General features: G+C 37.7%; 14 protein-coding genes. 7 read left to right on the top strand and 7 right to left on the bottom strand.

Going from position 1 to position 11,760, the window contains the following annotated elements; translation table 11 throughout:
* Positions 1 to 20: 20 nt before the first annotated feature.
* From F895_RS09210 to F895_RS09220, 4 genes are all read right to left on the bottom strand, one after another.
* Positions 21 to 608, bottom strand: a complete 588-nt coding sequence (locus F895_RS09210; RefSeq protein ID WP_005241458.1) for an isochorismatase family protein — start codon at positions 606 to 608, stop codon at positions 21 to 23.
* A 138-nt stretch (positions 609 to 746) separates the two neighbouring features.
* Positions 747 to 1,472 carry a sulfite exporter TauE/SafE family protein gene (locus F895_RS0118925; RefSeq protein WP_026040127.1) on the bottom strand — a complete coding sequence of 242 codons (726 nt, stop codon included), beginning with the start codon at positions 1,470 to 1,472 and terminating at the stop codon, positions 747 to 749.
* Positions 1,473 to 1,759: 287 nt separating this feature from the next.
* Positions 1,760 to 1,969, bottom strand: a complete 210-nt coding sequence (locus F895_RS09215; RefSeq protein ID WP_005241455.1) for a hypothetical protein — start codon at positions 1,967 to 1,969, stop codon at positions 1,760 to 1,762.
* 47 nt (positions 1,970 to 2,016) lie between these two features.
* On the bottom strand, positions 2,017 to 2,610 hold the full coding sequence (locus tag F895_RS09220; protein WP_005241452.1) for a LysE family translocator: 594 nt from the start codon (positions 2,608 to 2,610) through the stop codon (positions 2,017 to 2,019).
* Positions 2,611 to 3,071: 461 nt separating this feature from the next.
* On the opposite strand from F895_RS09220, the gene F895_RS09225 reads away from it, so the two are divergent.
* Both F895_RS09225 and F895_RS09230 read left to right on the top strand, forming a co-directional pair.
* On the top strand, positions 3,072 to 3,515 hold the full coding sequence (locus tag F895_RS09225; RefSeq protein ID WP_005241451.1) for a BLUF domain-containing protein: 444 nt from the start codon (positions 3,072 to 3,074) through the stop codon (positions 3,513 to 3,515).
* Positions 3,516 to 3,717: 202 nt separating this feature from the next.
* The gene (locus F895_RS09230; protein ID WP_005241449.1) at positions 3,718 to 4,041 is read left to right on the top strand and encodes a DMT family transporter; all 324 of its coding nucleotides are present in this window, start codon (positions 3,718 to 3,720) and stop codon (positions 4,039 to 4,041) included.
* A 75-nt stretch (positions 4,042 to 4,116) separates the two neighbouring features.
* On the opposite strand, the gene F895_RS09235 is transcribed toward F895_RS09230, so the two are convergent.
* Together F895_RS09235 and F895_RS20435 are read right to left on the bottom strand one after the other, a co-directional pair.
* On the bottom strand, positions 4,117 to 4,887 hold the full coding sequence (locus F895_RS09235; protein ID WP_005241447.1) for a hypothetical protein: 771 nt from the start codon (positions 4,885 to 4,887) through the stop codon (positions 4,117 to 4,119).
* 367 nt (positions 4,888 to 5,254) lie between these two features.
* Positions 5,255 to 5,530, bottom strand: coding sequence for a hypothetical protein (locus tag F895_RS20435; RefSeq protein WP_005241445.1), 276 nt, complete (start codon positions 5,528 to 5,530; stop codon positions 5,255 to 5,257).
* 639 nt (positions 5,531 to 6,169) lie between these two features.
* Between F895_RS20435 and F895_RS09245 the strand changes: the two genes are divergently transcribed.
* From F895_RS09245 to F895_RS09255, 3 genes are all read left to right on the top strand, one after another.
* Entirely contained in the window at positions 6,170 to 6,439 is a 270-nt protein-coding gene (locus F895_RS09245; RefSeq protein ID WP_005241443.1) for a YARHG domain-containing protein, read from the top strand.
* A gap of 98 nt (positions 6,440 to 6,537) precedes the next feature.
* Positions 6,538 to 6,951, top strand: a complete 414-nt coding sequence (locus F895_RS09250; protein ID WP_005241441.1) for an HIT family protein — start codon at positions 6,538 to 6,540, stop codon at positions 6,949 to 6,951.
* Between the two features lie 255 nt (positions 6,952 to 7,206).
* A complete protein-coding gene (locus F895_RS09255) occupies positions 7,207 to 8,307 on the top strand; it encodes a porin (protein ID WP_005241439.1) in 1,101 nt (366 codons plus the stop codon).
* A gap of 75 nt (positions 8,308 to 8,382) precedes the next feature.
* On the opposite strand, the gene F895_RS09260 is transcribed toward F895_RS09255, so the two are convergent.
* Positions 8,383 to 9,261 carry a LysR family transcriptional regulator gene (locus F895_RS09260; RefSeq protein WP_005241438.1) on the bottom strand — a complete coding sequence of 293 codons (879 nt, stop codon included), beginning with the start codon at positions 9,259 to 9,261 and terminating at the stop codon, positions 8,383 to 8,385.
* Between the two features lie 146 nt (positions 9,262 to 9,407).
* Between F895_RS09260 and speB the strand changes: the two genes are divergently transcribed.
* Positions 9,408 to 10,370, top strand: a complete 963-nt coding sequence (speB, locus tag F895_RS09265; protein ID WP_005241436.1) for an agmatinase — start codon at positions 9,408 to 9,410, stop codon at positions 10,368 to 10,370.
* 51 nt (positions 10,371 to 10,421) lie between these two features.
* Positions 10,422 to 11,738 carry an MFS transporter gene (locus F895_RS09270; RefSeq protein WP_005241435.1) on the top strand — a complete coding sequence of 439 codons (1,317 nt, stop codon included), beginning with the start codon at positions 10,422 to 10,424 and terminating at the stop codon, positions 11,736 to 11,738.
* Positions 11,739 to 11,760: the final 22 nt, after the last annotated feature.

The following is an 11,760-nucleotide window of genomic DNA, read 5'->3' as shown; positions in this document are numbered from 1 at the left end:
TATTTATATTAGTCTTTATATCAATCAGCATAAAAATCCACTTCATTCACTGATCCACAAATCCTAACTTCATCACCCAATGACCATTCTGCTGCTCTGGCTGCCATAGCAGCAGGTACACCCTCCGATCCCGGCCCTGCGGGTACATCATACGTCGCATGCGCATCATGCGCTAACAACACATCATAACCTAGTGCAATTGCTTCACGCGCAGTCGCAGCCACACACATTTCGGACAGTACACCGCATATTACTAGAGACTTAATTTTTAGTTCGTCCAGAATTTTCTGGAGTGATGTTCCATCAAAACGATTGTCCTCATATTTTCGTACGACAAACTCATTTGACAGCGGAGGAAAAAATAATGCCCAACCTGTTTGAAATGGCTCATCTATAGCTCCTTCATCTCCATCATTTTGCAGAAAAATCACTGGCGCGTGGGCAGATCTTGCTTTAGCAAGTAAAATACTGATGGATACAATCAACTGTTCTGATTCGGGTACAGCATCTATACCTGACACAAAAGCATTTTGTACATCCACGACAATCAATGCGTCGACCACATGAATTTTGGTTGAAATAGCGATCTCCTTATGCTTCGAATGCAATTTAACATATTGGTTTTAATTATTTATTATTTTCATCTATTTTGAAAACTCTCCAGTTTAAGACTAAAAATACCCAATTTTATGTACTCTTTTTAGTCCCTTTCTGCTCTATAACGAATCCATATGAGTTAAGTTTCCCTAGTGTAGAAAAATAGAAAACAACATAGAACCACCTGCAATCAAAAGCATCGCATCAAGCATAAAATTAAAGGTTCGATCTGACATTTTCAATACAAAGGTTTTACCAATATAATTACCAATGATTAAAGAGGTGCCCACTGCAACCCCTGCAATTAAGATATTTTGCTGTAAAACACCTAGTACCCCAAAAGTTAGACTTTTTGTCAGGTAAATTGCGAAGGAAGCTGCTGCTTCGGTTGCTAAAAGCCCACCTTTTATTAAGCCAAAACCATTAAAAATTGGCAGCAATAAAGGTCCTGTAGAAAACACGATCCCCGTAATGTATCCGAGCACCCCTCCAGCAACCACCATTTGCCAAGCATTCAAAGTAAAATTACGATGCTTTGCATAATGCCGCATCGGAATAAGACATAAGAAAAATAGACCAATACATAGATTAGAAAGAAATGGAGACATAACCCAAAGTGTATTTGCACCAAATACAGTTGCTGGAATACCTAGACTGATAAATAATAAGAAAGCTTTAATATTTAATTCGTTACGCCACATCACAACACGAGAAATATTTCCCATAATAGAAGCAATTGCCATAATTGGTACTGCAAGCTTCGCCCCAAAAATATACGCTAAAATAGGCAATAAAATGATCGATGATCCTGTACCGACAATGCCGCTAATCAAGCCCGAAAGAACGCCAATCAAGGCAAGTGCAACATAGATCATAGGATAAAACACAAAGATAATTGTCTCGATTCTATAATACTCTAGCTGTTGAATTAAACTACGTTGCAAGCCGCAAAAGTGCTCCCTGTACTCATTAGACTCACAATAGTCCCTAACACGATCTTTTTCATTTATTAACTTATTTTTATAATTGAACAAACAGTATACATTCTTAATTAAATAAGTGATTAAAAACAGATAAATGGACGTAATTCGAATTAACATTATGAGGAAAAGACCAATAAAAACCCATGCCTAAGCATGGGTTGACCTTACAGACTGTGAAACTATACCGTCCCTACATATCGATAAATAGTACCATCTTTGGGATTTTCAAAAAGTAAATCGATATTGGGTAAAAGGATTTCACCCTCAACTTCAATATGTTCAATACGCTTAAACAAGGGAATTTCTTGATCATTAGCAACTTTTACTTTAGCTGTCGCGATCTTTTCGGCCTCAAATTGATCCTTTACTTTAATTTTTATATTGTTCATAAAAAACTCCTCTTTTTAAATTTTAAATACAGCAGCAAAACGAAAATTTAGAACGATGAAATTGCTGAATAAGCCAGCGGCATCGCAAAGAAAGTTAAAACAAATGCTGCTGAGCGTTGTAAATTGCGTTGATTCAGCCAAGAGATTTTGTTTGAAATTAAAATAGATCCAAATGCAATCCATAAAAAAGCAATCGGAGTAATTAAAGCCAGGAATACACCCATATGAACAATGTATTCATGTAGGTTAAGCCAAGCAGTGTGTGGAAAAATGGCTGAAGCGAATAATAAAGCTTTAGGGTTCAGTAAAGTCGCTACAAATAAAGCCTTAGACGCAATCAAAGGTTGGCTCAAATCCAGTTCTTTTGTAGACGTAAGCCACAATTTAACTGCCAAATAGATAATAAAAGTTGCACTGAGTAGTTTGATTAGCGGTGGTAACCAAGGCACATAATGTGAAACAGACTCAAGTAAAAAGCCCCATGTTGTAATGGCTATGAAATAACCAACCACCTCCGCAGGGATCAATTTCAATGAACGTTTAATGCCTGTCTGGATTCCCGACGAAGCCAATAATGTATTCGTTGGACCAGGTGTTAGTAAGATCGTAATGATCAAACCAATAAACATAAATGACACCATAGACAAATACCTTTGCTAAGTTTCGCAAACGCAATATGGCAAAATAAATCAGCAGTTGTCGACAAAATGGTTGTAACGAAAAATATTACGCCTATTTTTTTATATCTAAAATCAAAGTATTACCGTTTAATCTGTTTAATTAATAATTTAAGATATCTTTTTCAAGTTTGTGATAAAAGTCACATTTACCCAATAATTCCATGTAGATAGCATCCTATAAGTTCACATAATAGGATAATGTTTGATCAAAAAGTAGCGCTAAAATTTAAGTAAAAGATTTACAGCAACATCACATTCCAAATGTGAAAAATAATGATTAACTGCTTTTCTATTTTTATACTTTAACAGGTTGTTAAAAGAGCATTATTTACGAAAGCTGAAGTTCCAGTTACAGACTCAAGTATACAAGCTTTTGTTTTTTCTATATAACAAGAATTCAACCTTAAAAATGAGCAAAACTGATGAAGTCTGTCAGACTTTTATACGTAAGCAAAATTAAGAATATTGACTCAAACTTAAAAACAGATTTGATTAAGATCCTCGATGAGGCTGTAGATTTTAATTATTGTAATGATATCAGAGGTGTTTTATATTATGGTCACGGCTATTTTGTACAATGTTTAGAAGGTCAAAAGAACATCGTTGATGATTTATTTTATAACAAAATTGTGAAAGATGAACGACATATCAATTGTGAAATTCTCTATTACACTGAATGCGAGAATCAATTTTTTTCACAATGGTCGATGAAGTTCTCACCTGTTAATCAGAACATTTCAGATTTTTTCATGAAATACCATTTAGAAGAATTTAACCCTTATCTGCTAACAGCCGAAACTGTCGAGAAATTTGTTTCTGTTTTGGCTGGAGAGCCTGAATATGATGTAAAAGCTTATGTTTCGTAATGAATGAGCTTTTTATTCATGATAATGATCTAAAAAGGTATCTGTCTTAAAGGTACCTTTTTACCAACTGGAATAAAATTTAACAAAAAGAAATTGAACTAACTGCTTAACAGTGCTTATATATCTAACGAAGAGGACGACCTCTTTATTCAAATTTCAAGCTTTAGGACGACCTAAAATATTAATAAAATGAGGTGTCGAAATGGCTTGGGCTTATCTAATTTTAGCTGGTATTTTTGAAATTGTATGGGCATATTCCATGAAAATGTCCGACGGTTTTACCAAGCTTACGCCTAGCATCATTACGATTGTTTTTATGATTTTAAGCTTCGGTCTATTAGCCGTTGCGATGAAAACACTCCCTTTGGGCACTGCCTATACGATTTGGGTGGGAATTGGCGCTGTCGGTGCATTTCTGATTGGGATTTTCTTCTTACATGAACCCATGGGATTTTTACGCCTTTTAGCAGCAGCATCCATCATATTCGGTGTAGTACTGATGAAAGTGACTACAAACCAATTCTGAATAAGTGAAATGTTTATCCCCCTAATTAAAAGACCATCTGCATAGATGGTCTTTTATACTCAATAATAAGCAAAATTATTTGGTCGCTAGAAATAGTACAGCATTTTGTCTACTACTGTTTTCAGCCGCGGCATAGAATGCCCTATTGGTTTTATTATAGTAGATAATTCCGCTTACGGCCTGACCTGCCATATAACATTGAGAATATCCAAATAATAAATCCAATTTAAAATACGCAGCACCAGGAATGGTTGTTGCCTTACCGGTAAAGGTACAGCCACTTATTCCACGTCCAGAAATCTCACCATTACTCGTGATCGAAACAGTAGCTTTTTCTACACCCTGTACAATTGCCGAAGTACCATTATAAGTACCAACGATATCAGATAGCTTCGCTGAAGATTCGCTCAAGCTTGCATCATATGTAGTATTAAAAGTTACTTGATTCATTCCCGAATAAGCGATCGTTCCATTTAGACTTTTTTTAGTTTCAGCATTGGCCATAATTGAGGTATTAGAACTGGTTGCTCCAGCAAAATAGTAGTCTTTACCATTGGTCGTTTGTGCTACTTTACCTGTCACTTTTAAATCGCCACTCATAAAACCTGAGACTACGTTCTGGTATGGTGGTGTATATAAAAACCAAAATTTATTGTTCTTTTCAATAATTCCAGTAACACTTTGGCCCTGACTCGTCGAACCAGAATAAACACCTTGGATTTCAGCATTATGAGAACCGCCATTACCATTATTATCTTTATCTATTGGTACATAAGTGGAGTCACTACCACCACCGCATCCAGTCAAACTCAACCCTAAAAACCCTATAAATACCAATTTTTTCATGAATTTACCACTTGTTATAAATTAGGGCTTTCTTATAGCAAATTGATCATCCTTTGTCACATATAAAAATAAAAAACTACCGATATATGTGGAATTTAGCTGGTATTTTTCATCTATTGTACACAATTAAAAAGCCCACTCTAATGAGTGGGCTTCCCCTTAATTCTTTTGCGCTGAACGAAGGTTATTGTTGTTTAGTTATTATCAAACAACAGGCTAAATATAGATAAAAGTGTGACGTGAATCAACAAAATTATGCTTATTTTGATAAAATTTTAAAGCTCAGCTACACAATAGGCCTACAGGTCATACAAATTAGAACGTAGAACAAAGCTTTATTTTTTCTTGCTGAATAACAATTACCATGTCAGGAAGCTTGGTTCTCAAGAGATGACTGATTCATACAGTACTTATATTTCTCTTCTTTGTTTTCAATTCCAACGGTATGAATACACGAACAAAAGTGCAGGACATCGTTATGCTTAATGCGTTCAGGTACATCAACCCCATAGCACTGAGTATCAATCTCACTGAGTCTAGGCGCCATAATCCACTGACCTGAATAAAAGGGATAGCCTAACCCAGCAACTACAATGATGATCAGTATAAAAATCGGAAAGTTGTTTTTAATGTTTTTTAGCATCTTGTTTGATTCGTCGTGGGTTTTTATTAAAATTATATAAATTTCAAATAACTATAAATATAGTTTAAGTTTCTCGCAATCAAAAAACAAAAAATCCTTTTGTGCAAGGATTCGCTCTAATGGTCTTACAGGATTAAGCATTTCTTGGCCTATCTTATTTTCTAGCGGCTTTCCCCTCAAAGGCTGAAGCGTTAATCAATAAGTATTCAAGTTGATTTAGATAAATCCATAGTCAATCGAACTCTATGATCCCAAACAACGTTGATATTTGGGATTGTTAATTCCGAAACTCGACAAAATACAGTCCATAGCACCATTTACAATTTAATTTGTTAAAATGCATATGAGTGAAATTAAGGCATAAATAAATGTTAAAAAAGAGCAATATAGTGTAAAACCAAGTCAAATAATACAAAAGAAAATCACTTATAATTATTTGTTTTATATAAAATTATAAAAAAGTATTTGATATATAAGGTTTTTCAATATTATATGGATGAATTATGGAGTAAAATTACACTCCTACCATACAGTTTCATTGAAATTTCATTAATAAACCTTATATTGGTATATACGTAGCGATCAAATGCCCTATATCTACAGCTTTGATTTATACTTTTTTAATTAGAGGAACGCCTCATGAATAAGTTAATGGTTGCAGTTTTTGCTGGCTTAATGACCCTAACTGGTTTTAGTGCACAAGCTGCAACACCAGAACAAGAATGTAAAAAGTTACAGGATGACTATAACCTGATCTATGCTTCTAAAGGATTCTGTTTCAAAGATGCAGATGCTAAGGCAAAGTTTGGTAATGAAAATTGCCATACCACAAAGCCAAAGTTCTCTGACAAAGAGCAACAACGTCTTGATGAAATCAAAGCACGTCAAAAAGAGCTTAATTGCAAATAAAGAAAGCTTTCTGAAGTATTAAGCTTCCCTATTCACTCTCTTCCAAGAGAGTGAAATTGTCAGTTGTTAAAGAATACGCTCCATTTAAAGGATGAATTATGGCATACGATGACCAAAATATTTTTGCACGAATCCTTCGTGGTGAACTACCTGCAATCAAAATTTATGAAGATGATCAGGTACTCGCATTTATGGATATCATGCCCCAAGCAGATGGTCATGCTTTAGTGATTCCAAAGACGCCTGCTGTTACTTTACTCGATTTACCTGCTGATGCAGCGGCGTATACCATCCAAATCGTGCAGAAGATTGCTCAGGCAATGGAAACAGCTTTAGATGCAAAAGGTATTGTTCTCATGCAGCTTTCAGGTGCAGCGGCTGGACAAACGGTTCCCCATGTACATTTTCATTTGATCCCAAGCTCAGTTCATGAACTTGGTCGTCATGCAGCAAAAATGGGCGATCAAGAGAAAATTCAGGCGCTTGCTGAAAAGATCAAAGCCGCACTTTAAGTCATGCTTTGAACAAAACAACGGAGTAGTGACTCCGTTTTTTATTTTTATAATTACATAAAAAATAACAAGAAATATATTTATTACCAAATGTGAATCGTCATCAAACTGTCATTTTTCTTTCACTTCTCTGTCACAAAGTTTACCGATACTGCATACAAGTCAGTGAGCTGTGTAACTTTATGTACACAAGCAAGCTTATAACAGTAACTAAGGCATCAGCCATTTACAAAAAAGTGTTTTGGAGAAATCTCAATGAAAAAATTGCTTCTTGCTGCTACTGTAGCAACTTTAGCCATGAATGCAGCACAAGCAGCACCAACATTGTATGGTAAGCTCAGTGTATCTTTGGATCAAATTGATAAAAATGGTTTTAAAGACGAAAGCGTAACAAAAGTGAACTCTAACGCTTCTCGTATTGGTGTGAAAGGTGAAGAAAAACTGACTGATAAACTTTCTGCAGTTTATTTAGCAGAATGGGGTGTTGCAACTGACGGTACTGGTTCAGACACAGATTGGGGTATGCGTAACCGTTTTGTTGGTATTAAATCAGATGGCATTGGTACTTTAAAAGTAGGTCAATATGATTCATACCTTAAAAATGCCGCAGGTAATAACCAAGACATTTATAACGATCACACTGAACTTGATATGACCAAAGTTCTAGTCGGTGAAGATCGTTTAAGTAACGTAGTTGGCTTTGAAACTGACAAAAAATTATTAGGCGGCTTGGCATTCAACATCATGTTCCAACAAGGTGAAGAATCTTCAGCTATCAAAAATGATGCTAAAGGTCAAAAAGGTAGCCGTGATGGTTTTGGTGATGGTATCTCAACATCTCTTACCTATGAAAACAAAGACATCGGTTTAGCGGCAGCTGTTGCGGGTAACCGTGGTGTAGCATCAACATATAATGCTTATAACAAAGAGCTTGGTGGTAAAATTTACTCTGATGCGGTGCGTGTAACAGGTTCATTAGATTTAACACCAGTTGGTGCTAAAGGCTTGGTATTTGGTGCATTATGGCAAACAGCTAAGCCGACTGATAATACAGTCGTTGTAGGCACTGCACCTGCTGCTGTTTCTTATAAAGGCTTAAAAGAAAATGCATTTGGCGTAACGGCTGCATATGTAATTCCTGAAACACCAATCAAGTTAAAAGCAGAATATATCTCTGCTAAAACTGAAGTTGATGGCCGTGAAGATCGTAAAAATGACCTATATGGCGTAGGCGCAGACTACAACATTAACAAGCAAGCTCGCTTCTATGGGGTTGTTGCTCAGCAAAAAATCGATTGGCAAAAAGATGATAACAAGAAAACTGTTATCGGTTTAGGTATGGAATACAACTTCTAATTTGAAGTTATATCCAAACTTATAGAAAAAGGGCAATCTGCCCTTTTTTTTATTTTTATAAAAAAAAGAGATTTTTCAAAAAAAGTTTTTAATAATTTTACGGAAATTCTGAATCACAGGATCTTGGGTTCGACCCCGTCTGAAAATAAGAGAAAAAGGTGCTGCATAGCCAAAAGTTGCGGGTAATAAGACCTTTAAACGCTGTTGCTCTAGCCAATAGTGTGCAAAGTGTTCGGGTAAATAACCGATATATTGCCCCGATAAAATAAGAATCAATTGTGCTTCCATTGAGTCAACTGTGGCAAACGAATGCTTAAAGCCCTGCTTTGCCAATTCAGTGTGACTCCAATAACCACGACTCACCATTTTTTCACGTCGAATTTTTTCTGCGGTTAAACCTTGCTGCAGATACAAAGGATGGGTATTACTGCAAAACAACCATTGTTGCTCTTTATGTAAGGGCTGATACATGACCCCATTCATTTTTAGAAAAAAACAACCAATCGCCACATCAAAACGGTTTTCCAAAACCCCGGTTTGTAGCTCATAAGGGGATTGTACTTGCAACTTGATATAAATATTCGGATTTTGCTCTGAAAACTGCTGAATAATTTGATCTAAAGGAATATTTTGATCTGTCACCATAGAATCCAGCATGCCGATTTTAATGGTTCCAGTTAGTTCACCTTTGATCTGTGCTGTATGTCTGGAAAAGTTATCCAGTTCATTCAATATACGCTTGGCTTCTTGAAAGAACATTTCTCCTTTTTGCGTTAAAGAAAAACCTCCACGTCCACGTTCACATAGCTTAAAACCAACCAGTTGCTCAAGTTGTGTCATATACGTACTAATGGCTGAAGTAGAAAGATTCAGCTCTTGCTGAGCATTAGCAAACCCCTGACTTCTTACAACACTGACAAAAATTCGAACCAACTTGATATCCATATGCGTCATGGCTTCCATCTCATATATCGCTCTGCATTATTCGATCTTAAAGCATTCCTATAAGACTTAGTTTAGAAAAATCACAACTAAGTTTTTTAAAAATAGGATTTAACCCTGTTCAATGTTGGTCAATAAATAGAAAAAAGGAGAAACAAATGAACAAGACGTTAAATCAACCGCTCGGTGGAAATGAAATGCCACGCTTTGGTGGTATTGCCTCTATGTTACGACTACCAGTTGTGGATAATGACGCAGGTCTGGCAGAACTCGATGCCGCTTTTGTTGGGATTCCTTTAGATATTGGGACCTCCCTACGCTCTGGGACACGTTTCGGCCCTCGGCAAATCCGTGCTGAATCCGTCATGATTCGTCCATATAACATGGCAACAGGTGCAGCACCGTTTGACTCACTCAATGTGGCTGATATTGGTGATGTCCCGATCAATACCTTTAATTTGACAGAAGCGGTGCGCATTATTGAAGAGCATTATGACCGCATACTGGCACATCCGATTATTCCACTCACTATCGGCGGGGATCATACGCTGACCCTGCCTATCCTACGTGCAATCCATAAAAAACATGGTCCTGTAGGTTTGGTTCATATCGATGCACATGCTGACGTCAACGACGAAATGTTTGGCGAAAAAGTTGCACATGGCACCACTTTTCGACGTGCTGCCGAAGAAGGTCTACTGGATTGTCAACGTGTCGTTCAAATCGGTTTGCGCGCCCAAGGCTATAGTGCAGATGATTTTAACTGGAGTCGCCGTCAAGGCTTCCGTGTCGTTCAAGCAGAAGAATGCTGGCATAAATCACTTGCACCCTTAATGCAGGAAGTGAGAGCGCAAGTCGGTGGTGGGCCTGTATATTTATCTTTTGATATTGATGGGATTGACCCAGCGTGGGCACCAGGTACAGGAACACCTGAAATTGGTGGTTTGACCACGATTCAAGCGATGGAGATTATTCGTGGCTGTCAGGGATTAGATCTGATCGGATGTGATCTGGTTGAAGTTTCTCCGCCTTACGACACTACCGGTAACACCTCATTACTGGGTGCAAATTTGCTCTATGAAATGTTATGCGTGCTTCCCGGAGTGAAAATACGAAAATAATTCCCCGCTATAAAACAAGAAAAAACATGGATTTGAATAGGTCGATACGGAATGAAAAAAGATCAATCAAAACGGGCTGCGGCAGCAGCCTTCGTAGGTACAACTATTGAGTTTTATGACTTCTATGTTTATGCAACAGCTGCCGCCTTGGTTCTCGGCTTGGTATTTTTTCCTGAAACTGATCCTGTAACTGGCACATTGGCAGCTTTTGCAACCTTTGCTGTCGGTTTTATTGCCAGACCAATTGCTGCCGTTATTTTCGGACATTTAGGCGATAAATTAGGCCGCAAAAAAATGCTGCTGTTTACCATGCTACTGATGGGACTCGCGACTACAGGCATTGGCTTGATACCCAGTTATGATCATATCGGAATTTGGGCACCTGTTCTGCTGATTGGACTGCGCTTTTTGCAAGGCTTATCTGTCGGTGGTGAATGGGGCGGTGCCGTGTTAATGGCCAGCGAACATGCCCCTGCCCATAAAAAAACCTTTTTTGCTTCTTTTGCGCAAATGGGTAGTCCAGCAGGTTTGATTCTGTGTCTTTTAGTCTTTAAAGGCATTACGTCTTTGGATGAACAAGCCTTACTGAGCTGGGGCTGGCGTGTGCCTTTTTTACTCAGTTTTGTATTTATGCTGATCGGCCTTGCCATTCGCTTAGGCGTTGAAGAATCCCCAGAGTTCAAACAGATGCAAGCCAAGCAAGAAATAGCCAAATACCCTGTCAAAGAATTACTTAAAAACTATTGGCCGCAAGTGGTCTTTGCGGGTCTCGCCATCACCATTGGCACTGCGGGTTTCTTTTTTACCAATACTTTTATGATTAGCTATGTCACGCAGTATATGGGTATCAGCCGACCAACGATATTAGATGCATTGTTCTGGGTCACCCTATTTGAATTTTTAGCCATGCCTATTGCTGCTTGGTATGCCAGTAAAATTGGAGCACATCGCTTTTTATTCTGGGCAGCAATCCTCTGCATCGTCATTCCTTATCCCATGTTTATGTTGGTCAGCACTAAAAATATCTATTTCATCGTGTTAGGTATCACCTTGGCTGTACTTGCCTTGTCATCTTTATATGCTGTGGTCGCAGGTTTTATGGCTGAAGCGTTTCCTGCACATGTCCGCTATTCAGGGATTTCCATTTCCTATCAAATGATTGCGGCAATCACCAGTGGCACTACACCCATCATTGGAACTTTGTTGGCTCAACATTATGCAGGCCAATGGCTCCCTTTAGCTTTTCTGTTTAGTTTCCTATCACTGTTATCTCTGATTGGAATTTCTGGCATTACCCGATTAAGACAACAACAGCTCAGCCACCAATACGAAAGCAACCAAGTCCCGAACAAGCTGCTGAATGGATAACTAACAAAAAGAACCTAGGGTT

The sequence above is a fragment of the Acinetobacter sp. CIP 64.2 genome (assembly GCF_000369645.1).
Taxonomy (GTDB): Bacteria; Pseudomonadota; Gammaproteobacteria; order Pseudomonadales; family Moraxellaceae; genus Acinetobacter.
The sequence above is the reverse complement of the archived record's forward strand: the minus strand, read 5'-3'. Positions and strand labels throughout refer to the sequence as shown.

What these genes read in the sequence shown, in the direction of transcription:
- F895_RS0118925 (WP_026040127.1), bottom strand. Translation starts at nt 1,472, where the DNA reads ATGATCTATGTTGCACTTGCCTTGATTGGCGTTCTTTCGGGCTTGATT.
- F895_RS09215 (WP_005241455.1), bottom strand. Translation starts at nt 1,969, where the DNA reads ATGAACAATATAAAAATTAAAGTAAAGGATCAATTTGAGGCCGAAAAG.
- F895_RS09220 (WP_005241452.1), bottom strand. Translation starts at nt 2,610, where the DNA reads ATGGTGTCATTTATGTTTATTGGTTTGATCATTACGATCTTACTAACA.
- F895_RS09225 (WP_005241451.1), top strand. Translation starts at nt 3,072, where the DNA reads ATGAAGTCTGTCAGACTTTTATACGTAAGCAAAATTAAGAATATTGAC.
- F895_RS09230 (WP_005241449.1), top strand. Translation starts at nt 3,718, where the DNA reads ATGGCTTGGGCTTATCTAATTTTAGCTGGTATTTTTGAAATTGTATGG.
- F895_RS09235 (WP_005241447.1), bottom strand. Translation starts at nt 4,887, where the DNA reads ATGAAAAAATTGGTATTTATAGGGTTTTTAGGGTTGAGTTTGACTGGA.
- F895_RS20435 (WP_005241445.1), bottom strand. Translation starts at nt 5,530, where the DNA reads ATGCTAAAAAACATTAAAAACAACTTTCCGATTTTTATACTGATCATC.
- F895_RS09245 (WP_005241443.1), top strand. Translation starts at nt 6,170, where the DNA reads ATGAATAAGTTAATGGTTGCAGTTTTTGCTGGCTTAATGACCCTAACT.
- F895_RS09250 (WP_005241441.1), top strand. Translation starts at nt 6,538, where the DNA reads ATGGCATACGATGACCAAAATATTTTTGCACGAATCCTTCGTGGTGAA.
- F895_RS09255 (WP_005241439.1), top strand. Translation starts at nt 7,207, where the DNA reads ATGAAAAAATTGCTTCTTGCTGCTACTGTAGCAACTTTAGCCATGAAT.
- F895_RS09260 (WP_005241438.1), bottom strand. Translation starts at nt 9,261, where the DNA reads ATGACGCATATGGATATCAAGTTGGTTCGAATTTTTGTCAGTGTTGTA.
- speB (WP_005241436.1), top strand. Translation starts at nt 9,408, where the DNA reads ATGAACAAGACGTTAAATCAACCGCTCGGTGGAAATGAAATGCCACGC.
- F895_RS09270 (WP_005241435.1), top strand. Translation starts at nt 10,422, where the DNA reads ATGAAAAAAGATCAATCAAAACGGGCTGCGGCAGCAGCCTTCGTAGGT.